The sequence below is a fragment of the Dactylosporangium sp. NPDC049140 genome (assembly GCF_040648435.1).
Map to the genome: position 1 here is coordinate 326,910 of NZ_JBEZDS010000004.1, position 21,163 is coordinate 348,072.

15 protein-coding genes are annotated in these 21,163 nt (G+C 71.6%); 7 read left to right on the top strand and 8 right to left on the bottom strand.

Going from position 1 to position 21,163, the window contains the following annotated elements; translation table 11 throughout:
* Nucleotides 1–67 precede the first annotated feature (67 nt).
* The 5 genes from AB0B76_RS10440 to AB0B76_RS10460 all read left to right on the top strand — a co-directional run bounded on the left by AB0B76_RS10440 (nucleotide 68) and on the right by AB0B76_RS10460 (nucleotide 6,178).
* Complete coding sequence (locus tag AB0B76_RS10440; RefSeq protein ID WP_360372751.1) at nucleotides 68–1,978, top strand: ABC transporter ATP-binding protein; 1,911 nt, start codon at nucleotides 68–70, stop codon at nucleotides 1,976–1,978.
* Nucleotides 1,979–2,062: 84 nt separating this feature from the next.
* Nucleotides 2,063–2,281 (top strand): hypothetical protein, encoded by a 219-nt coding sequence (locus tag AB0B76_RS10445; RefSeq protein ID WP_360372630.1) that lies wholly within the window; start codon nucleotides 2,063–2,065, stop codon nucleotides 2,279–2,281.
* Nucleotides 2,282–2,438: 157 nt separating this feature from the next.
* Entirely contained in the window at nucleotides 2,439–4,007 is a 1,569-nt protein-coding gene (locus tag AB0B76_RS10450) for a hypothetical protein (RefSeq protein ID WP_360372633.1), read from the top strand.
* 148 nt (nucleotides 4,008–4,155) lie between these two features.
* Nucleotides 4,156–5,304 (top strand): lytic polysaccharide monooxygenase, encoded by a 1,149-nt coding sequence (locus tag AB0B76_RS10455; protein ID WP_360372636.1) that lies wholly within the window; start codon nucleotides 4,156–4,158, stop codon nucleotides 5,302–5,304.
* 64 nt (nucleotides 5,305–5,368) lie between these two features.
* Entirely contained in the window at nucleotides 5,369–6,178 is an 810-nt protein-coding gene (locus AB0B76_RS10460; RefSeq protein WP_360372638.1) for a hypothetical protein, read from the top strand.
* Here the strand turns inward: AB0B76_RS10460 and AB0B76_RS10465 are convergent.
* Nucleotides 6,175–6,771: a hypothetical protein gene (locus AB0B76_RS10465; protein WP_360372641.1), complete on the bottom strand. Its 597-nt coding sequence runs from the start codon at nucleotides 6,769–6,771 to the stop codon at nucleotides 6,175–6,177. The genes AB0B76_RS10460 and AB0B76_RS10465 overlap by 4 nt on opposite strands.
* A gap of 249 nt (nucleotides 6,772–7,020) precedes the next feature.
* On the opposite strand from AB0B76_RS10465, the gene AB0B76_RS10470 reads away from it, so the two are divergent.
* Together AB0B76_RS10470 and pgi are read left to right on the top strand one after the other, a co-directional pair.
* Nucleotides 7,021–7,953 (top strand): sulfite exporter TauE/SafE family protein, encoded by a 933-nt coding sequence (locus AB0B76_RS10470; RefSeq protein WP_360372644.1) that lies wholly within the window; start codon nucleotides 7,021–7,023, stop codon nucleotides 7,951–7,953.
* An 18-nt stretch (nucleotides 7,954–7,971) separates the two neighbouring features.
* The gene (gene pgi / locus AB0B76_RS10475; RefSeq protein ID WP_360372647.1) at nucleotides 7,972–9,606 is read left to right on the top strand and encodes a glucose-6-phosphate isomerase; all 1,635 of its coding nucleotides are present in this window, start codon (nucleotides 7,972–7,974) and stop codon (nucleotides 9,604–9,606) included.
* 988 nt (nucleotides 9,607–10,594) lie between these two features.
* Here pgi and AB0B76_RS10480 read toward each other — a convergent pair.
* The 7 genes from AB0B76_RS10480 to AB0B76_RS10510 all read right to left on the bottom strand — a co-directional run bounded on the left by AB0B76_RS10480 (nucleotide 10,595) and on the right by AB0B76_RS10510 (nucleotide 21,088).
* On the bottom strand, nucleotides 10,595–13,081 hold the full coding sequence (locus tag AB0B76_RS10480; protein WP_360372649.1) for a DNA topoisomerase IV subunit A: 2,487 nt from the start codon (nucleotides 13,079–13,081) through the stop codon (nucleotides 10,595–10,597).
* A 24-nt stretch (nucleotides 13,082–13,105) separates the two neighbouring features.
* The gene (locus tag AB0B76_RS10485; RefSeq protein WP_360372652.1) at nucleotides 13,106–15,163 is read right to left on the bottom strand and encodes a DNA topoisomerase IV subunit B; all 2,058 of its coding nucleotides are present in this window, start codon (nucleotides 15,161–15,163) and stop codon (nucleotides 13,106–13,108) included.
* Between the two features lie 209 nt (nucleotides 15,164–15,372).
* Nucleotides 15,373–16,218: a hypothetical protein gene (locus AB0B76_RS10490; RefSeq protein ID WP_360372655.1), complete on the bottom strand. Its 846-nt coding sequence runs from the start codon at nucleotides 16,216–16,218 to the stop codon at nucleotides 15,373–15,375.
* Between the two features lie 31 nt (nucleotides 16,219–16,249).
* Nucleotides 16,250–16,807, bottom strand: a complete 558-nt coding sequence (locus AB0B76_RS10495) for a hypothetical protein (protein WP_360372658.1) — start codon at nucleotides 16,805–16,807, stop codon at nucleotides 16,250–16,252.
* A 35-nt stretch (nucleotides 16,808–16,842) separates the two neighbouring features.
* Nucleotides 16,843–17,976 carry a barstar family protein gene (locus tag AB0B76_RS10500; RefSeq protein ID WP_360372661.1) on the bottom strand — a complete coding sequence of 378 codons (1,134 nt, stop codon included), beginning with the start codon at nucleotides 17,974–17,976 and terminating at the stop codon, nucleotides 16,843–16,845.
* A 3-nt stretch (nucleotides 17,977–17,979) separates the two neighbouring features.
* Nucleotides 17,980–19,959, bottom strand: a complete 1,980-nt coding sequence (locus AB0B76_RS10505) for an amino acid transporter (protein WP_360372664.1) — start codon at nucleotides 19,957–19,959, stop codon at nucleotides 17,980–17,982.
* Between the two features lie 7 nt (nucleotides 19,960–19,966).
* Nucleotides 19,967–21,088 (bottom strand): magnesium and cobalt transport protein CorA, encoded by a 1,122-nt coding sequence (locus AB0B76_RS10510; protein WP_360372666.1) that lies wholly within the window; start codon nucleotides 21,086–21,088, stop codon nucleotides 19,967–19,969.
* Nucleotides 21,089–21,163 lie beyond the last annotated feature (75 nt).

The following is a 21,163-nucleotide window of genomic DNA, read 5'->3' on the forward strand; positions in this document are numbered from 1 at the left end:
CGCACCACGTCCTGGCGGCGCCGGCGGAGGCGCCCGGCCCGGTCCTCCGATGGGCGGCCCCGGCCGGATGATGATGGGCGCCGGCGGCCCACCGGCGAAGATCGACGACTTCAAGGGCTCGGCCAAGCGGCTGCTCAAGATGCTCGCCCCCGACCGGCTGATCGTCGTCGCGGTGCTGGTCTTCGGCATCGCCAGCGTCGTGCTGTCCACGCTCGGCCCGCGGCTGCTCGGCCACGCCACCGACGTGATCTTCGAGGGCATCATCAGCAAGAAGATCCCGGCCGGCACCACCAAGGAGCAGGCGATCGAGGCGCTGCGGGCCCGCGGCGACAACGCGTTCGCCGACCTGCTCAGCGGCATGAGCAATCTGGTGCCCGGCCGCGGCATCGACTTCGACCGGCTCGAGCAGGTGCTGCTCGGCGTCGCCGTGGTGTATCTCTTCGCCTGGATCCTCGGCCTGCTGCAGGCCCGGCTGACCACGGTCATCGTGCAGCGCACCGTGTTCCGGCTGCGCGAGCAGGTGCAGGCCAAGCTCGCCCGGCTGCCGCTGAGCTACTTCGACCAGCAGGCCCGCGGCGAGGTCCTCTCCCGCGCCACCAACGACACGGACAACATCGCGATGACGCTGCAGCAGTCGATGAGCATGCTGCTCACGTCGCTGCTGACGATCGTCGCGGTGCTCGGCATGATGTTCTGGATCTCCCCGCTGCTGGCCGTCATCGCGCTCGTCACGGTGCCGGTTTCGGTACTGATCACCGCGCGCATCGGCAAGAAGGCCCAGCCGGAGTTCGTGAAGCAGTGGGCGAGCACCGGCCGGCTCAACGGCCACATCGAGGAGATGTTCACCGGCCACTCGGTCGTGAAGATCTTCGGCCGGCAGGAGGAGGCGGCCAGCACCTTCGCCGTGCACAACGACGCCCTGTTCGCCTCGGCGTTCCGGGCCCAGTTCATCTCGGGCCTCATCCAGCCGGCGATGATGTTCATCGGCAACATCAACTACGTGCTCGTCGCCGTGGTCGGCGGCCTGCGGGTCGCCTCGGGCACGATGACGCTGGGCGATGTGCAGGCCTTCATCCAGTACTCCCGCCAGTTCTCCCAGCCCCTGACCCAGGTCGCCGCGATGTCGAACCTGGTGCAGTCGGGCATCGCCTCGGCCGAGCGCGTCTTCCAGCTGCTCGACGCCGACGAGCAGAGCCCGGAGCCGGCCACCCCGGCGCGCCCGGCGCAGGTCCGCGGCAAGGTCACCTTCGAGCGCGTCTCCTTCCGGTACAAGCCGGACGAGCCGCTCATCGAGGACCTCTCGCTGACCGTCGAGCCCGGCCAGACCGTGGCGATCGTGGGCCCGACCGGCGCCGGCAAGACGACGCTGGTGAACCTCATCATGCGCTTCTACGACCTGACCGGCGGGCGCATCCTGCTCGACGACGTGGACATCGCCGCGATGTCCCGCGACGAGCTCCGCGAGCAGATCGGGATGGTCCTGCAGGACACCTGGTTGTTCCAGGGCACGATCGCGGAGAACCTCGCGTATGGCGCGGACCACCCGACGATCGAGAACATCACGGCCGCGGCCGAGGCGGCCCACGCCGACCGCTTCGTGCGCACCCTGCCCGACGGCTACGACACCGTGATCGACGAGGAGGGCGCGGGCGTCTCGGCGGGCGAGAAACAGCTCATCACGATCGCGCGCGCCTTCCTGGCCGAGCCGACGATCCTCATCCTGGACGAGGCGACGAGCTCGGTCGACACCCGCACGGAGGTACTCATCCAGCGCGCGATGAGCACGCTGCGCGCGGGACGGACGAGCTTCGTGATCGCCCACCGCCTGTCGACGATCCGCGACGCGGACCTGATCCTGGTGATGGAGCACGGGACGATCGTGGAGCAGGGCACGCACGATTCCCTGCTGGCCTCGGACGGCGCGTACGCCCGCCTGTACTCGGCCCAGTTCGCGGCGGCCGCGGTCGAGGTGGACTGACCCGGTTTTCCGGTTCACGGCCCGGGCTCCGCTGCGGCGGGGCCCGGGCCGCAGTCGCCGTTGACGGGTCTCACCGTCGACGTCGTGCACAACTACAACTTCGCGTTGCCGCGCAACGACGCCACCCGCAGCAGCCCGGCGATCCTGCCGGCGTTGTTCACGGCGCCGGACTTTCGTCTGCGCAGGACGCTGGCCGCGGTCGTTCGGGCACGAAAAGTCGGGCGCTCCGCGGCCCGACTTTTCGGACTTATGCCCTGTCCGGCGATAAATCCGTTAAGTCGCGGCGCGGAGCGCCCGACTTAACGTTTCCGCAGTTCACGCGCGCATGAGCGACGCCTGGCCGGGCTCCCCGCATCAAGGCGGACGAACCGGCCCAGGCCTTGTTAGCGTCGGGGGAGCGGCGGCTCGTATCGCCCCCGGGTGGGCGTTTGCGCGTCCGGCCGTGGGTAGAGGCCCGCCCGTGCTGACGAACCTGGCTCACCTGGACTCGCTCCGAGTCCGCATCGCGCCGCCGGCTGTTGCCGGGCACACCACCTACCGGCTCGCCGAAGAGCCCTCCGTCGAGGTCGTCTGGACCTACGCCGAGGCGGGGCCCGACGGGTACCGGCCCGCCGGCGGTGGCGAGCCGACCGGTGGCGGTTTCGGCCAGGGCGCCTTCAACGCCGACGATGTCGCTCGCGCCGCGGTCGTGTACACGCGGCACTGGCGGGCCACCGGTGACGCGGCGAGCCGGGACGCGGCGCGGCAGCTGCTTCGCGGGCTGTGCTACCTGCAGACCGCGCCCGATGATGATACCGATCCCCGGGCCGGCAACGTGGTGCTGTGGCAGCAGCCCGACGGGCGGCTCAATCCCAGCGCCGAGCCGGTCGAGCACCCCGATCCGTCCGACGGCGGGGAGTCGGCGTGGCTGGCGCGCACGGTCTGGGCACTCGGCGAGGGGTTCGCGGCCTTCGACGGCGACGAGCCGGATTTTGCCAGGTTCCTGCGCGTCCGGCTCCGGCTCGCGGTCGGCGCGGTTCGGCGGCAGGTGCTGCGGCGGTACGGCCAGTGGCGCCTCGTCGACGACACGGCGACGCCCGCGTGGCTCATCGCCGACGGGGCCGATCTCACCGGTGAGGCCTTGCTCGGGCTGTGCGCGTATACCGAACGCAGCGGCGACGAGGATGCCCGCAAGGTGCTGGAGCAGCTCGGTGAGGCGGTGACCGCGATGCGCACCGGCACGCCGTGGACGTGGCCGTTCGGGGCGGTGCTGCCCTACGGGCTCTCGCGCACCGAGTGGCACGGCTGGGCCGGGCTGGCCCCGGGGGCACTCGCGCGCGTGTACGAGGTGTGCGGCGACCTCGCGGCCCGCGACGCCGCCGTCGCCGATGCGGCCTCGTTTACGCCGCACCTGCTCGTCGGCGGCGGGCCCGACAACCTGCGCGTGGCGCTGCCCGGCGCGCGGGAGGCGCTGACGCTCGACGGGGTGCAGCTGGCGTACGGCGCCCACTCCCGCGTGGAGTCGCTGCTGGCCACCGCGCGCGCCACCGGCCGGCCGGCGCTGCGCACGCTCGCCGGGGTCGCGGCCTCGTGGTTCTTCGGCAACAATCCGGCCGGGGTGCCGATGTACGACCCGGCGACGGGCGTCACGTTCGACGGTATCGACCGGCCCGACGGCCTCGGCGTGGTGCACCGCGACTCCGGCGCCGAGTCCACGATCCACGGGCTGCTCGCGATGCTGGCCCTGGACGCCGACCCGTACGCGGCCGCGATCGCCCGCATCGCCGAGCCCGCCGTGCGCATCGAGGGCGCGGAGATGCACTCGATGGCCCTCGCCGACCCGCGGACCGGCGCCCACCTGACCCTCCTGCGCAGCCTCGCCACGAGCACCCGCGCCGCCGACGTCGTCGTGCCGGGCGATGCCGCGGCGACGGTGAGCGTCAACGACCCGGCCGGGGAGGAGCTGGAGCACTACACGACGACCGCGGGCCGGATCCGGGTGCTGGTTCCGGCCGGCGGCTTCACGACCGTCGTCCAGCCGGGCGCCTGATCGCCCGGGTAAGTTTCACGCCCCGCACGTGCCTGGCCACGATTGACAACGTCCGATGTTTGCCAGCCGGCGGTGACGCCGACCACACTGCGCCTACCTCGTGGGAGCCGAGCAATTCTGCCGCGCCCCGAACTCGAGGAGGTACCCCTTGGCAACAATCGCCCGAGGCGCGCTGTGGTCGGCCGTGGTCGCCGCCGCCTCACTTGTCGCGGCCGCGCTGGTCGCGCCCGGCACCGCGCACGCACACGGCGTCGCGCTCGTGCCGGGTAGTCGCACCTACCTGTGTTACGTCGACGGCCTGCAGTCCACCGGACAGATCATCCCAACCAACCCGGCGTGCGCCGACGCCGTGGCCCAGGGCGGCCAGCAGCCGCTGTACGACTGGTTCGGCGTCCTGCGCTCCGACGCGGGCGGGCGCACCACCGGCTACATCGCCGACGGCGAGATCTGCGGGGCGGGCACCACGAAGTACGCCGCGTACAACGCCGCGCGCACCGACTGGCCCACCACGCACCTGACGTCCGGCTCCACGATCCAGCTGCACTACAGCAACTGGGCCGCGCACCCGGGCACTTTCCACATGTACATGACCAAGAACGGCTGGGACCCGACGAGCCCGCTGAAATGGTCGGACCTCGAGTCGTTCTGGAGCGCCACCGACCCGCCGCAGTCCGGCGGCCCCGGGGGGCTCAACTACTACTACTGGGACACCACGCTGCCGGCCGGCAAGACCGGGCGGCACATCATGTTCATCCAGTGGGTCCGCTCCGACAGCCAGGAGAACTTCTTCAGCTGCTCGGACATCGTCTTCGACGGCGGGCACGGCGAGGTCACCGGGGTCAAGGGCAGTGGCGGCAGCCCCAGCGGCTCCGCGTCGCCCTCGCGTTCGGCTTCCGCGTCACCCTCGGTGTCGCCGTCGGCGTCCCGGTCGGCGTCGGCCTCCGCGTCGCCGTCGCGCTCCGTGTCGTCGTCGCCGAACCCGGGTGGCTCCGGGTGTACCGCGACGTGGGCGCTGCAGCCCAGCAACTGGGCCGGGCACTTCCAGGTCCAGGTCACGGTGAAGAACAACGGCTCGTCGACGTTGAACGGCTGGACGGTGCGGTGGACGTACACCGGCGGGCAGGGCTTCGAAGGCGCGCCGTGGAACGGCACGCTCACCGGACAGCCACCCAATGTCGCGGTGACGAACGTCGACTGGAACAAGGTCCTCGGACCGAGCGCCAGCACGTCGTTCGGCTTCAACGCCACGGGCACCGCGCCCGCCACGGCGCCCGCGCTGACCTGTACGAGCCCCTGATCCGTTCATAGCCCGCGGCGCCCGCACCCCGTGTGCGGGCGCCGCCCGACCAGTTGAGGCCCTCGTGACCCACTCCGCACCCGGTGACACCCGCATCCGCCGCTCGGCCGCCCCCGACGAACCCGCCCGCCGTCCCCGCCGCGGCCTCGCGCCCGTGTGGCGGTACCTCATCGGCTTCGCCGCCATCGTCGCCGTCCTCGGCGCCATCGTGTTCGTCACCCAGAAGCCGTCGGGCCCGCCGCCGCCGAAGGAGACCGTGCACAGCGTCGAGGGGGCGCTGGGCAACCGGCAGGCGGCGACCCTGGACGTCGTCAGCGGCGCCGAGTCCGTCATCATCCACGCGGAGCCGCTCGACGGGCTGCTGTACCGCGCCTCGACGCTGCCCGGCAGCAAGGTCGAGCCGGTCGCGGCCGAGTCCGGCGACAACGTGAAGCTCAGCCTCAACGGCACCGAGATCGCCGGGCAGGCGACGATCCACGTGTACCTCAACGACAAGGTCCGCTGGACGCTCAACCTGGCCGGCGGTGGCCTGCGCCAGGTGGTCGACTTCGGCAGCGGCCGCCTCGCCGGGATCGAGGTCGTGGCGGGGGTGCAGGAGCTCGACGTGACGGTACCGAAGCCGGAGGGCACCATGTCGATCCACGTCGGCGGGGTCGGCAAGCTCTCGGTGCACGCCCCGGCCGGGGTGCCCGCCCAGGTCAAGCTGGCCGACAAGGGCACCATCGGCGAGGTGCGCCTCGACGACAAGGTGACCAAGAACGTCGCCGGCGGCGCGACCCTGGCCACCGGGCCGGAGTACGCGAGTGCGCAGGACAAGTACGACCTGCAGGTCGGCACGGCCGCCGGGGCCGTCTCGGTCGACCGCCGTCCCTAGGCGACTGTCTGACGCTCCGGGTGCCGCCTCCGATGGGGCGGTACCCCGAGCGCGGGCAGTTTGAGCAGGGAGACGTCCGGCGACTGGCCGGAGAGCACCAGGAGCCGGCGCATGCTCAGCCGCACCAGGTGGTGGGAGACGAAGAACAGCCACAGGGCCAGCGGCAGCTCCACCGCCACCGCGGTGGCGAGGCTGACCCACCGGTCGGGCCCGTACGCGGTCATGATGTCGAACCAGGCGTCGCACGCCAGCAGCGTCCCGCTCACCAGCGCCGCGAGCACGACCACCTGCCGCCGGCGCAGGGCCGCCCACGCCGTGAAGGCGAGGGTGATCATGAGCGCCACGTCGAACCCGACCCAGGTGACGTCCCAGTTCCCGGCGAGGTACCGCGGCGGCAGTCGCAGGGCGAGCGCGATCACCCACGGGATCATCAGCACGCTCGCGACCCCGACGACGATCACGAACCGCCGCCGCGCGCGCTCAGTCGCCGCGACGGACCGGCGCCCGAGGCGGGGCTGCAGCTCCGCGAGCCGCCGCGCGAGGTCGGCCCGCTCCGCGGCCGTCATCGAGCGCAGCTCGGCGTCCTCGATCACGTATCCGACCTTACGTCGCCGCGGCGCGCATCGCCGACGGGCGAGGCCGGCTCCCAGCAAACCCTGATCTGACCCGAACATCGGCCACTTTCGACTTTCGAAAAACTACGTTCGGTTCATCGATGCCCACCTCTAGGACACGTCGACCTGGAGCGGTGTCACGCTAGGTGTTCATCCGACCGGTGGACTTCTCACCTTTGTCGACCTAGTTAGTGGACAAAATCGGGTTTCGAGGCCAGACTTCTCCGCATGGATCCGCTGCTTGCCTTCGCCGGTCTCGGGGTCGGCATCGTCGTCGGGCTCACCGGGATGGGCGGCGGTGCGCTCATGACGCCGATCCTGGTGCTGTTCTTCGGAGTGCCGCCGCTGGCCGCCGTGTCCAGCGACCTGGCCGCGTCAGCGGTGATGAAGCCGTTCGGCGGGTGGGTGCACGCCCGGCGCGGGTCGGTCAACTGGGGGCTCGTGCGCTGGCTGTGCCTGGGCAGCGTGCCCAGCGCCTTCCTCGGCGTGCTGCTCATGCGGGCCGTCGGCGACGGCGACCGGGTCCAGGACGTGGTGCGCGTGGCCCTCGGGGTGGCGCTGCTGCTGGCCGTGGCCGGGCTGGTCATCAAGGCGTACCGCAAGGACTCGGCCGGCGCCGGCGACACCCCGGCCCCCATCCGCGTGCGGCCGGTGCCGACGGTGCTCCTGGGCGCGCTCGGCGGCCTGGTGGTCGGCATGACCTCGGTCGGGTCGGGCTCGCTGATCATCGTGATCCTGCTGGCGTTGTACCCCGCGCTGCGGCCCCGGGACCTCGTGGGGACCGACCTGGTCCAGGCGATCCCGCTGGTGTTCTCGGCCGCGCTCGGCCATGCGCTCTTCGGCGACCTCAAGCTCGACCTCGCCGCCGCGGTGCTCATCGGGTCGGTGCCGGGCGTGCTCATCGGGGCCCGGCTGTCGTCGCGCGCGCCGGCCGGAGTCGTGCGGGCGGCCCTGATCATCGTGCTCATCGCGAGCTCGCTGAAGCTTTTCGAGGTACCGACGGCGCTCGTGCTTGTGCTTGTCGGGGTGGCGACCGCGGCGGCGGTGGCCGAGGGTCTTCGGCGGCGCTCGCGAGTCCCCTCCGCCCCACAAGATCGGGACACCCGCGACGAGACGAACGCGAAAGGGGCAGAATCAGCGAGTGGAGTGTCACCACGCTGACTCGCTAGGAGTTTCCTGATGCCTCGGCTCAACCATCTGCCCGAGTGGGCCGCGCTGGCCAAGCACCGCGCGGAGCTCGGAGAGGTTCACCTGCGCGACCTGTTCGCCGACGATTCCGACCGGGGCCGCCGCTTCGCGCTGCAGGCCGGGGACCTCTACCTCGACTACGGCAAACACCTCGTCACCGACGAGACCCTGCGCCTGCTGCAGGACCTCGCGGCCGCCCGCGGCGTGTTCGAGCTGCGCGACCGCATGTTCCGCGGCGAAAAGATCAACTTCACCGAGCACCGGGCGGTGCTGCACACCGCGCTGCGGGCCCCACGCGACGCCGAGATCATCGTCGACGGCGAGAACGTGGTCCCGAAGGTACACGCGGTGCTCGACCGGATGGCGGCGTTCGCGGACCGCATCCGGACGGGCGAGTGGACCGGGTACACCGGCGAGCGGATCACGACCGTGGTCAACATCGGCATCGGCGGCTCCGACCTGGGCCCGGCCATGGCGTACGAGGCGCTGCGGGCCTTCACCGACCGCTCCCTGAGCTTCAAGTTCGTCTCCAACGTCGACGGCGCCGACCTGCACGAGGCCGTCCGCGACGCGAACCCGGCCACGACGCTGTTCATCGTGTCGTCGAAGACCTTCACCACGATCGAGACCATCACCAACGCCACCGCCGCCCGCCAGTGGCTGCTCGACGCGTTCGGCGACGACTCGGCCGTGGCCAAGCACTTCGTGGCCGTGTCGACGAACGCGGGCGAGGTCGCGAAGTTCGGCATCGACACGACGAACATGTTCGAGTTCTGGGACTGGGTCGGCGGCCGCTACTCCTACGACTCCGCGATCGGCCTCTCGCTCATGATCGCGCTGGGCCCGGACGGCTTCCGGCAGATGCTGGCCGGCTTCCACCAGATGGACAAGCACTTCCTGACCGCGCCCCCGGAGTCGAACGCGCCGCTGCTGCTGGGCCTGCTGGGCATCTGGTACCGCGACTTCCACGACGCCCAGACGCACGCGGTGCTGCCGTACAGCCACTACCTTTCGAGGTTCACCGCGTACCTGCAGCAGCTCGACATGGAGTCCAACGGCAAGTCCGTGGACCACGAGGGCAAGCCGGTCGAGTGGGCGACGGGCCCGATCGTGTGGGGCACGCCCGGCACCAACGGCCAGCACGCGTACTACCAGCTCATCCACCAGGGCACCGCCCTCATCCCGGCCGACCTCATCGGCTTCGCCCAGCCCGTGGCCGAGCTCGGCCCCCTGGGCGGCCAGCACGACCTGCTCATGGCGAACCTCTTCGCGCAGGGCCAGGCGCTGGCGTTCGGCAAGACCTCCGAGCAGGTGGCGGCCGAGGGCGTGGCCGAGGCGGAGGTGCCGCACCGCACCTTCCAGGGCAACCGCCCGACCACCACCATCCTGGCCGACGAGCTGACCCCGCACGTGCTGGGGCAGCTGATCGCCCTGTACGAGCACAAGGTCTTCGTCCAGGGCGCGATCTGGGACATCGACTCGTTCGACCAGTGGGGCGTGGAGCTGGGCAAGGTGCTCGCGAAGCGCATCGAGCCGGCGCTGACCTCGCAGAGCGCGGACCTGTCGGCCCTGGACTCCTCGACGGCCGGCCTGGTGGGCCGCTACCGCGCACTGCGGGGCCGCTGACCGTTTCTTCAACAGCCGGCGCGGATCGGGAATTGTTCCCAAATCCGCGCCGGCGGCGTCTTCCGGCTGATTCTGGGGAGCCTCGACGGAATGCGCAGAGCACGGTTCGCTGCGAACTCCGGCCGATTGTTCCGAGCCGGGCATACTGTGCGGTGAAGCGTCGACACCCGGCGGTTCGGACGGCTTCGGCGCGAGGGCTTCCCGCGCCCGCTGCGCGAAGTAGGCATCCGCCGCCTCGACACTGCCGAACTTGTCGCAAAGCTTCTTCCGATGCCGCTGCTCAAGTCCCCAGTCGCGACGCCGCTGGTGTTCCTTCCGAAACTTCTCACCAGCAGGCGAATAATTACGCCGCCGAGTAGCGTCATACATAGCGGTAATTTCGGCCCGACTGAACAACCCCCGCTGCCCCAACACATATCGATTATCCCAAAGAACGGAAGCAAACAGGATCCCGTTTCAAATAGCGCGAGACAGGAACCACCGAATGACGCCCCGTACGAACCCGGCAGCAAATCACGGCCAAGAGGCATAACCGCAGGGACCACCGAATGACGACCCGTACGAACCCGGCAGCAAAACACGGCCAAGAGGCATAACCGCAGGGACCACCGAATGACGACCCGCACGAACCCGGCAGCAAAACACGGCCAAGAGGCATAACCGCAGGCAACAACGAAAAGGGACCACGCTTACACGTTGCGGGAGCCGAAGGCTCCCGCGCACCATCGGCCGAGCGTCGTTTGTCAGCCCCCCGTCCAAGTAAAGCCGCGCTCTTGGTGCGATGTGCGGTGGGTGGTGTGCCGCACGGGGAGGGGTGCGGGCCGCTCGTGGTGCGGTGGGTGGTGCGCCGCACGGGGAGGGGTGCGGGCCGCTTGTGGTGCGGTGGGTGGTGTGCCGCACGGAGGATGGGCCGAGGCCGCTCGTGGTGCGACAACGGCGGCGCCCCCCAAGAAAGAAGGGGAAGCGCCGCCGCCGCCGAAGAAAAGGCTCAGCCCCGCTCGACCAGGTGCCCGATCAGCTCCGGAGCCCGCAACTGAGCCCCCGACCCATCACGCCGAGAGTCGGCAGTAGGCAGATCGCGCGGATCGCCCTTGGTGTTGGACGCCACCGGCCGCGGCCCGATCCACGCCAGTACCAGATGCGTCTCCCCCTTGAGGAAGCGCTGAGCGCGCACACCCCCGGTAGCGCGGCCCTTGGCCGGGTAGAGCCGCAACGGCGTCATCTTCGCGTTGCCCATGGTTGCGGTCACGACCATCGGCTCGCCGTGCTCCGGGTCCTTGGTGACCACGGCGCCGAAGAAGATGGCCTCGACGCCCTCCGTGAGGTTGATGCCGGCCATGCCGCCGCCCTTGAGGCCCTGCGGGCGTACCAGTGAGGCCGGGAAGCGCAGCAGGGACGCGTCGGAGCTGACGAACGCGAGGGTCTCGGTGCCGTCGGCGAGCCAGGTCGCGCCGATCACCTCGTCGCCCTCGCGCAGGCCTATGACCTCGAACTCGTCGGAGCGCACGGGCCACTCCGGGGAGCAGATCTTCACCTGGCCGTTGCGGGTGCCGAGCGCGAGGCCGGGGGAGCCCGAGTCGCGTTCGGCGAGCGGGGCCAGGCCGACGACGGTCTCGCCCTTCTCCAGCGGTACCAGCTCGGCGGTCGACATGCCGCCGCGCAGGGAGACGGTGCCGGTCTGCTCGGGCAGGACCGGCAGCGGCAGGACGTCGACCTTGAAGGCGCGGCCGCGGCTGGTGACGAGCAGGACCTGGCCGCGGGCGGTGGTGTGCACGACCGCGCGGACCGCGTCGTGCTTGTCGCGGCCGGCCTTGCGGCTGCCCTCGGGGGCCTCCTCCGACTCGGCGGCGGTGCGGGCGACCAGGCCGGTCGCCGAGAGCAGCACCTGGCACGGGTCGTCGGTGACCTCGAGCGGGCCGGCCGGCACCGAGGCGGCCAGCACCTCCTTGAGGTCGCCGTCGATGAGGGTGGTGCGCCGGGGCTGGCCGTGGTCCTTGACCACGGCGGCCAGCTCGTCCGAGACGACCTTCTTGAGCACCTTCTCGTCGTCGAGGATCAGGCTCAGCGCCGCGATCTCCTCGTTGAGGCGCTGCTGCTCGGCCTCGAGCTCCAGCCGGTCGTAGCGGGTCAGCCGGCGCAGCGGGGTGTCGAGGATGTAGGTGGCCTGGATGTCGGTGAGCCCGAACTCGCTCATCAGGCCGGCCTTGGCCGCGGCCGCGTTGTCGCTGTCGCGGATCAGGGCGATCACCCGGTCGATGTCCAGCAGCGCGATCAGCAGGCCGTCGACGAGGTGCAGGCGGTCCTGGCGCTTCTTGCGGCGGAACTCGGTGCGCCGGGTCACCACCTCGTAGCGGTGCCGCAGGAACACCTCCAGCAGCGCCTTGAGCCCCAGCGTCCGCGGCTGGCCGTCGACGAGCACGAGGTTGTTGACGCCGAAGGACTGCTCCAGCGGGGTGAGCCGGTAGAGGTCGGACAGCAGGGCCTGCGGGTTGACGCCGACCTTGCACTCGATGACCAGGCGGGTGCCGTTCTCGCGGTCGGTGAGGTCCTTGACGTCGGCGATGCCCTGCAGCCGCTTGGTCTTGTTGACCTCGTCGGTGATCTTCTCGATCACCTTCTCGGCGCCGATGCCGTACGGCAGCTCGGTGACCGTGATCGCCTGCCGCCCGCGGCTGCCCTCCAGCAGCCCGATCTCGACGCGCCCGCGCATGCGCACCACGCCGCGGCCGGTCTCGTAGGCCCGGCGGACCTCGTCGAGGCCGAGCAGGAGCCCGCCGGTGGGCAGGTCGGGGCCCGGGACGAACTCCATGAGCTTGTCCAGGGTCGCGGTCGGGTGGTTGATCAGCCAGCGGGTCGCGGCCACGATCTCGGCGAGGTTGTGCGGGATCATGTTTGTCGCCATGCCGACCGCGATCCCCGACGAGCCGTTGACCAGCAGGTTGGGGAAGGCCGCGGGCAGCACCGAGGGCTCGTCCAGGGAGCCGTCGTAGTTGGGCCGGAAGTCGACGGTGCCCTCGTCGAGCTCGCCGACGAGCAGCATCGCCTCGCGGGACATGCGGGCCTCGGTGTACCGCGAGGCCGCCGGCCCGTCGTCGGGCGAGCCGAAGTTGCCGTGCCCGTCGATGAGCGGGACGTTGAGCGAGAAGTCCTGGGCCATGCGCACCATGGCGTCGTAGATCGCGCTGTCGCCGTGCGGGTGGTACTTACCCATGACGTCACCGACGACCCGGGAGGACTTCACGTGCCCGCGGTCGGGGCGGTGCCCCTGCTCGTTCATCGAGAAGAGAATCCGCCGGTGTACCGGCTTGAGCCCGTCCCGCGCGTCGGGCAGCGCCCGCGAGTGGATGACCGAGTAGGCGTACTCCAGATAGGAGTCCTCCACCTCGGTGGTGAGCGGGTTGTTCAGCACCCGCGCACCGGCCTGGTCGAACGCGGACAGGTCGGCCTTGACCGCCTTGGTGGTCTTACGTGCCATCGTGAACTGTCGGCCTTCCGGTCGTTACGCGTCGATCGTCTCTTGGTCGACCCGCGCCGCGGAGTCGATGAGCCAGTTGCGGCGGGGCTCGACCCGCTCGCCCATGAGCAGCTCGAGGACCTCCTCGGCCCGCTCGACGTCGTCGAGGGTGATGCGCCGCACCGACCGGGTCGCCGGGTTCATCGTGGTGTCCCACAGCTCGTCGGCGTCCATCTCGCCCAGGCCCTTGAACCGGGGGATCGGCGTGACGACCTGCTTGCCGGCCTTCTCCAGCCGGGCCACGGTGCTCTCCATCTCCTGCTGCGTGTACGTGTAGATCGTCTCGGGGTTCCGCCCCTTCGTGACGATCTTGTGCAGCGGCGGGACGGCCGCGTAGAGCCGCCCGTCGGCGATGGCCGGTCGCATGTACTTCGCGAACAGCGTGATGAGCAGGGTGCGGATGTGCGAGCCGTCGACGTCGGCGTCGGCCATGATCAGGATGCGGCCGTAGCGCATCGCCTCGAGGTCGAAGGTGCGGCCGGAGCCGGACCCGAGCACCTGCACGATCGCCGAGCACTCGGCGTTGTCCAGCACCTGCTGGATGTTCGCCTTCTGCACGTTGAGGATCTTGCCGCGGATCGGCAGCAGCGCCTGATACTCCGACGAGCGGGCCATGCGGGCCGTGCCCAGCGCGCTGTCGCCCTCGACGATGAACAGCTCGCTGCGCTGCACGCCGGTGGAGCGGCAGTCGACGAGCTTGGCCGGCATCGACGCGCCCTCCAGCGCCGTCTTGCGCCGGGCCGCGTCCTTCTGCTGCTTCTGCGTGAGCCGCACCCGGGCCGCGTCGACGATCTTCTGCAGCACCGTGCGCGCCTCGACCTTGGTCTTGCGCGCCTCGATCCAGGCCTTCACCTGCTGCTCGACGACCTGCTGCACGACCCGGGTGACCGGCGCCGTGGACAGCTCGTCCTTGGTCTGGGAGGTGAACTGCGGCTCGGGGATGCGCACGTGGACGACCGCGGTCATGCCCTCGAGCACGTCGTCGAGGGTCGGCAGGTCCTCCTTGGGCCGCAGCAGGCCGCGGGTGTTGCGGATGGCGTCGGTCAGCGCCCGCAGCGCGCCGCGCTCGAAGCCGCGCCGGTGCGTGCCGCCGTGCACGTTGCGGATGGTGTTGGTGAACGTCTCGACGACCCGCTCGTAGCCGGTGCCCCAGCGCAGCGCGATCTCGACCTCGGCGCGCCGCTCGACGTTGGCCTTCATCACGCCGTTCTCGTCGGCGGCGTTCTCCTTGTAGGTGCCCTCGCCGTTGATGAGCAGCGTGCCGCAGACCGGCTTGTCGCCGCTCGGGGCCAGGAACTCCACCATGTCCGACAGGCCGTTGGGGTAGTGGAACGTCTCGGTCTCGATGGAGCCCTGGGTGGCGTCCTTGAGCACGTAGGTCACGCCCGGCACCAGGAACGCCGTGTTGCGCAGCTTCGCCCGCACCGCGTCGGCGTCGAGGCCGGCGCCGGTCTCGAAGTAGCGCGGGTCGTGCCAGTAGCGGGTCGAGGTGCCGGTGGCGGAGCCGCGCTTCATGCGGCCCTGCACGGTCAGCCCGCCGCGGCGGGTGAACTTCGCGCTCGCGCCGGTGCCCTCGAACTCGCCCGGCACGCCGTGCTGGAACGCCATGTGGTGGACCTTGCCCTCGCGGCGCACGGTCACCTCGAAGCGCGTGGACAGCGCGTTCACCGCGGAGGCGCCGACGCCGTGCAGGCCGCCGGAGGTCTTGTACCCGGACCCGCCGAACTTCCCGCCCGCGTGCAGCCGGGTCAGGACCAGCTCGACCCCGGACATCCCCGACTTGGCGTGCACGTCCACGGGGATGCCACGGCCGTCGTCGTCGACCTGCACCGAGCCGTCGGCGTGCAGCGTCACCTCGACCCGGGTGGCGTGCCCGGCGATGCCCTCGTCGGTGGAGTTGTCCACGATCTCGTTGAACAGGTGGGCGACGCCGCGGCTGTCGGTCGAGCCGATGTACATGCCCGGTCGCTTGCGGACGGCGTCGAGCCCTTCGAGGAGCGTGAGGTCGTCTGCCCCGTACAAGGTCTCGGGTTGTGCGGTCAACTCGGCTCTCTCCAATGGTCCTCGTCCCTGTGCTGCCGCGAGCGTAGACCTAGGGTCTGACACTTTTTCGGCACCCTGGTGACCTGTGGCCCCTGACGCCCCGGATTTCCGGATCGGCGCCGACCGAAACGCGGCGCCCTCTACCGGGCCGCGACCTCGGATGATACTGCGCGCCGGGGGAGAGCGGCGGGCGGCGCGCAGCGAGCGGGTCAGATGTTGACGGGTGTGCGGCCGTTGCTGAACTGCCGTACCGCCGCCAGGATCTCGTCCTCGGAGCGGTCGGCGAAGTTGAGCGTTGCGGTGAAGCCGGACCCGTAGAAGAGCTTCAGCAGCGCCGAGTCGATCTGGGTGAAGGCGCCGAGGCTGCCCTCCAGCCGCGGGTCGCGCGGCTTGACCACGAGCATCTTCTCCACCCCCCAGCGCCGGCGGCGGATCTGCTCGACGCCCTCCCAGGGCAGCCAGACCGCCTGGCCGCGGGTCGGCCGGGTCTTGATCCACAGGCCGTTCGGCGCCAGCGCGAGCACCGGCCCGCCCGAGGTCATGAGGAAGATCTGCAGCCCGAGCGCGGCGGCGATCACGACGGCCACGCAGACGACGATGCCGACCAGCGCCACCACGTCGCCGCTGGTGTGGTTGGGGTCGCCGTCGGCGGTCAGGGCCAGCCCGAGCGGGCAGGCGAACACCGCGAGGGCGACCACGGCGATGGGCGCGAGCACGAAGACGCGCTTGAGCACGCTGGGCCGCGCGACGAACGGCAGGTTGTCGGGGATGCGCTTGGTGATCGGGAGCTGGGGGCCGCGGGGCACGCCGTAGCCCGCGCCCGGAACCCCGCCGGGCGGAACCGCGCCGGGCGGCGGGACCATGCCGGGCCGGGCGATACGCGGGCCGGGGCCGTAGCCGCCGGGCGGCAGCAGCTCGCCGGAGATCGGCACGTTGGCCGGTGGCGCGGGCGGGGGAGGAGGCGGCGGCGGTGGCTGCGGCCGGTTCCAGGCGGGCGGCCGGGGCCCCGAGGTGGGGCCGGAGGGCGAGGTCGGCTCCGACGGCGGCTCGGTCACGGCGACACCTTAACCCCGCCGCGCGGAGCAGTCACGCGCCCCCGGTGCGGTCGATCCAGGAGGTGTACCCGGCCGTGCCCCCGGACCCGCTGCCGTCCATGTAGTGCTCGCGCAGGTCGGCGCGGGTCAGGTACACCGAGGCGAAGATGAGCAGGGCGGCCGCGAGCAGCCCGGCCACGCCGTGCGGCCACACATACCAGCCGGGGACGACCTGCGCGTACTCGGCCCGCAGCACGGCCGGCTCGTCGCCGGTCGGGGCCACCGCCCACTCCGGCCCGCCGACCAGGAAGCACAGCGTGGTCAGCGCGATGATCGGCGCGGCGATCCAGACCGCGGTCCGGGCCTTGCTCGACGGGCGGCCCAGCAGCAGGCCGACGGGTACGAGCACCAGGGCGGAGACCGCCGCGGTGTAGAGGCTGTTGAGCATGTCGGTGCGGGCCTGGCGGAGCTGGCCGTCGGAGACCATCGTGACGTGCAGCCCGGCCAGATGGGCCAGGGCCGCCCATGAGAGCAACGCGGCGAGGCCGAGCAGCAGCCCCGCGCCGAGCACCGACCAGCGGACCAGCCGCACCTGAGTGGACACAGGCATGCGTAACCCCTCCCCCGAAAGTCGCGTACACGGTATCAGCGAAGCTCGACGGCCACCTCATGCTCGGCGAAGAGCTGCACGAGGCCGTCGAGGGTGACGCCGTCGGCCCAGCGGCGCCGGTCGTAGCCCGGCGTCAGGTGGGCGCGCGCCACGTCCGCGTCGCGCCAGACCAGGCGGAACGGCGCCGCGACCCCGAACCCGCCGGAGAGGCAGTCGTCGAGGGCGTCGAGGTTGGCGCCGAAGTACCCGCCGGGCCCGTTGACCGCCTCGCCGGCGGCACAGTAGAAGCCCTCGACGTCGGTGACGTGCCGCCCGTCCAGGTGGACGGTCGTCCCGGGACCGCGGTCCGGCCCGCGGTGGGCGTGGTGGCCCATCGCGGCCAGGCACCAGGCGTCGCGCAGGTCCCGGTCGAGCCCGGCCCACTCGTTCGGCCCGGCCGGCCCGCCGGACTGCCACCGCTGCCAGATCGCCTCGGCCCCGGCGTGCAGCGGCTCGGCGAGTGCGTCGACGAGCGTGATGTCGAACCGGCCCGCGCCGGCCGGCTCGGCGCGGGCGACGCGGCCGTCGAGCCGGGCCCGGGTGTCGGCGAGGCCGCGCGGCCCGTCGGAGTACACCCCGGCCTGGAACCCGGCGTCCCGGAAGCGCCCCTCGGCGTGGGCGCGCACCGCGGTGGCCAGGGCCGGGCCGGGCCGGCAGCCGCGCAGCACCACGTCGGCGGGCGGGGCGGCCGGACGCTCCCGGAACACGCCGCCGACGTCGATGCAGCGGCCCAGCCGCGCCTCGGCCGCCACGCCGCCGGTGAGGCGGAACCCGCCCGGGCCGGGGCGCCGGTCGGCGACGGCGCGGTCGTCGGGGTGGAGCCGGCCCTGGAGGTCGACGTCGAGCAGGCCGGGCGCGAGGGTGGAGGGCAGCACCGCGAGCACGGTCAGGTCGACCAGCAGCGGGGCGTTCGTCGGGTCCTCGGTCGCGTCCTCGACGTACACGTTGCCCAGCCACGCCCCGGGCGCTGCGCTGGCGAGCGGGCCGGCCGGGACGACGCCGAGCAGCGTGTACCGCTCCAGCGGCGGGGCCGGCGGCGGGCCCGCGAACAGCCCGTCCACCGCGGCGCAGGCGGCCGGCTCGGACTCCTCCTCGTCCCGGCTCAGCAGCCGCCAGCGCGCCTCCGCCACGGCTCAGCCCCCGACGTGGATGCCCGGGCGCTGCGCCGGGTCCGGCTCGGCCGAGCGGATGATCTCGCGTACCACGGGCGCCGTGTCGCCGCGGCCGAGGATGAGGTACCGGAACAGGTGCCCCAGCGGGTTGCCCTCGGCCCACTCGAAGTAGGCGTGCGGGCGGACCCCGGTCGCGTCGCGCAGCGCGAGCAGGATCGCGGCCATCGCGTTGGGTGCCGCCGGGCTCTCGGTGCGCAGCACCCGGTAGCCCTCCACGTCGACCCCGCGCACGCGCAGCGTGCCGGAGAACGCCGACGGGTCCACCACCTCGACCTCCAGGAACAGCAGGTCGGCGCGGCCCGGCACCGGGTTGAGGCCGCGCTGCTCGGCCTCCTTGCCCTCGTACTCGGCCCGGTCCCCGTCCTGCCGGCGGTTCGCGACGATGTTGAGCTCGCCGTCGTGCTCGATCGAGTCGGTGACGAAGCGGCGGGCGGTGTCGTCGAACTCGATCGCGTCGGCGCGCAGCTCGGTGGTGCGGCTGACCCGCGACACGAGCGACACCACGACGATCCCGGCGATGAAGACGGCGGAGATGAGGATGCCGTCGGGCTTCTCGACGACGTTGGCGCCCAGCGCGTACAGCAGGATGAGGGTCAGCACCGTGAACGCCGTCCCGGCGGCGCGCTGACCGGCCCGGAACGCCGAGATCGTGACCGCCACGGCCCCGGAGACCATCATGGCCAGGATACCGGTGGCGTAGGCCCCGGCCTGGGCGTTGACGTCGGCGCCGAAGGCGACCGTGATGGCGATGCTGATCACGGTGTAGACCAGCACGATCGGGCGGACCGCGCGGCCCCACTCCGGCGCCATGCCGTAGGAGGGCAGGTAGCGCGGGATGATGTTGATGAGCCCGGCCATCGCCGACGCGCCCGCGAACCACAGGATGAGCACGCTGCTGATGTCGTAGACGGTGCCGAACGCCTCGCCGATCTTCTCGTGCGCGAGGTACGCCAGCGCCCGCCCGGCCGCTGCCCCGCCCTCCTCGAACTCCTGCTTCGGGATGAGCACGGTGGTGATGAAGCTCGTCGCGATCAGGTACACCGACATGATCGCGGCCGCGACCGTCAGCAGCTTCTTGGTGTTGACCAGGCGCGACGCCCGCCGCTCGGCGGCGTCCCGGCCGTCGGCGGCGACCAGCGGCATCATGCTGACCCCGGTCTCGAAGCCGGACAGGCCCAGCACCAGCGACGGGAATGCGACAAGGGCCGGCAGCAGCAGCCCGAACCCGCCGCCGTGCTCGGTGCTCAGCGCGTGCGTCCAGCCCGACAGCGCCCCGGCGGTGGTGAACACGTCGACCAGGCCGACCACCACGATTACCGCGTTGAGCAGCAGGAACACCCCGACCAGCGGGATCGCCACGGCGACCGCCTCGCTGAAGCCGAGCAGGAACACCCCGCCCAGGATGAGCAGCAGGATCACGGTGATGAGCACTTCGTGGCCGTGCATGAAGGTCGGGAAGACCGGGTTCTCGACCATGTGCACGGAGGCGTCGGCCGCGCTCAGCGTGATGGTGATGATCCACGAGGTGGCCACGAAGCCGAGCAGCACCAGCACGAAGAGCTTGCCCCGCCAGAAGGGCAGCAGCGTCTCCAGCATCGCCACGGAGCCCTGGCCGTTCGGGCTCTCCTTGGCGACCCGGCGGTACATCGGCAGCATCCCCAGCAGCGTGAGCGCCACGATGAGCAGGGTCGCCAGCGGCGACAGGGCCCCGGCGGCCAGCGCGGCGATGGCCGGCAGGTAGGACAGCGTGGAGAAGTAGTCGACGCCGGTCAGCGTCATCACCTTCCACCAGGCCTGCGGCTTGGCGTGCGCCTCGTCGCTCTCCGGGCCGACGGGGGCGACACGGTGCTCCAGCAGCCAGCGCCCGATCGGGCCGCCGGGCCGCCGGGCCGCCGGGCTGTCGACCCGGGCGGGCAGTACGTACTCGGGCGTGGTCGTCATGGCCTCTCTACAACCATCTGGACTTACGGAACAGGCGGTACAGCACCAGCATCCCGGCGGTCATGACCAGCACCGCCACGGCGAAGCCCCACGGCGACGACGTGCCCGGCATGTGGTCGAAGTTCATGCCGTACACGCCGGCGATGGCGGTCGGGACCGCGGCCATCGCCGCCCACGCGGCAATCTTGCGCATGTCATTGTTCTGGTCGAGCCCCACCTGCGCCAGCCGCGCCTGCAGGATCGAGTCCAGCAGCTCGTTGTACGTCGCGACGCGCTCCACCACCTGGTTGAGTCTGCCCAGCGCGTCGGCGAAGTGCTGTCGCAGACCCGGCGGAAGCTCGGACGTGATCTCCGTCATGAGCCGCAGCGGCGCCTGCAGCGGCAGCACCGCCCGCTTGAACTCCACCAGCTCCCGCTTGAGCTGGTAGATCTGCTGCACGTCGCAGCCGCCCTGGCGCAGGAACGCGGTCTCCTCGAGCTTCTCCACGTCCCGCTCCACTCGGGTGGCCACGTCGTGGTACACCTCGACCATCCGCTCGATGACCGCGAAGCCGACCGCCCACGGGCCCTGCCCGAGCAGGCTCGGCCGCCGCTGGAGCCCCTCGCGCACGTCGGCGAGCGCGCCCGCCCCGCCGTGGCGCACCGACACCACGAAGTGCGCGCCGATGAGCAGCGTCACCGCGCCGGTGTCGACGACCTCGGAGGTCTCGGTCAGCTGGGCGTGCTCGACGTACCGGGCGGTGCGCAGCGTGAGCACCGTCACGTCCCCGCGCCGCTCGACGGCCGGGCGCCGCTCGACGTCGAGGGTCTGGTCGACGGTCGCCTCGTCGGCGCCGACCGTCTCGGCGATAGCGGTGAACTGCGTCCAGGTCGGCTCGTACAGGCCCAGCCACACGAAGCCGTTGCGCCGGCGCCGGGCCGCGGCGTAGGCGTCGGCGAACGCGGGGCGGCCCGGCTGGCGGGTGCCGCGCACGTACAGCGCGCAGTCCATGATCGCCGCGTCCTCCTCGGGGCGCGGCAGCAGCTGCGGCGAGCGCTCGTCCGGCTGGATGCCTGACAGCATGCGGCCGAGCAGCCGGCCGACCCGCCGGCCGACCTTCCGGCCCGCGCTGAGCTGGGTGTCGTTCATGAGCGGTCACGGTACCGCCGCCGCGCACGTCGGGCGCGTGTCGGGTCGTGTCGGTCGCGTGTCGGTGGCGGCGCG

What these genes read in the sequence shown, in the direction of transcription:
- AB0B76_RS10495 (WP_360372658.1), bottom strand. Translation starts at nt 16,807, where the DNA reads ATGCCTGTGTCCACTCAGGTGCGGCTGGTCCGCTGGTCGGTGCTCGGC.
- AB0B76_RS10480 (WP_360372649.1), bottom strand. Translation starts at nt 13,081, where the DNA reads ATGGCACGTAAGACCACCAAGGCGGTCAAGGCCGACCTGTCCGCGTTC.
- AB0B76_RS10510 (WP_360372666.1), bottom strand. Translation starts at nt 21,088, where the DNA reads ATGAACGACACCCAGCTCAGCGCGGGCCGGAAGGTCGGCCGGCGGGTC.
- AB0B76_RS10470 (WP_360372644.1), top strand. Translation starts at nt 7,021, where the DNA reads ATGGATCCGCTGCTTGCCTTCGCCGGTCTCGGGGTCGGCATCGTCGTC.
- AB0B76_RS10440 (WP_360372751.1), top strand. Translation starts at nt 68, where the DNA reads ATGATGATGGGCGCCGGCGGCCCACCGGCGAAGATCGACGACTTCAAG.
- AB0B76_RS10505 (WP_360372664.1), bottom strand. Translation starts at nt 19,959, where the DNA reads ATGACGACCACGCCCGAGTACGTACTGCCCGCCCGGGTCGACAGCCCG.
- pgi (WP_360372647.1), top strand. Translation starts at nt 7,972, where the DNA reads ATGCCTCGGCTCAACCATCTGCCCGAGTGGGCCGCGCTGGCCAAGCAC.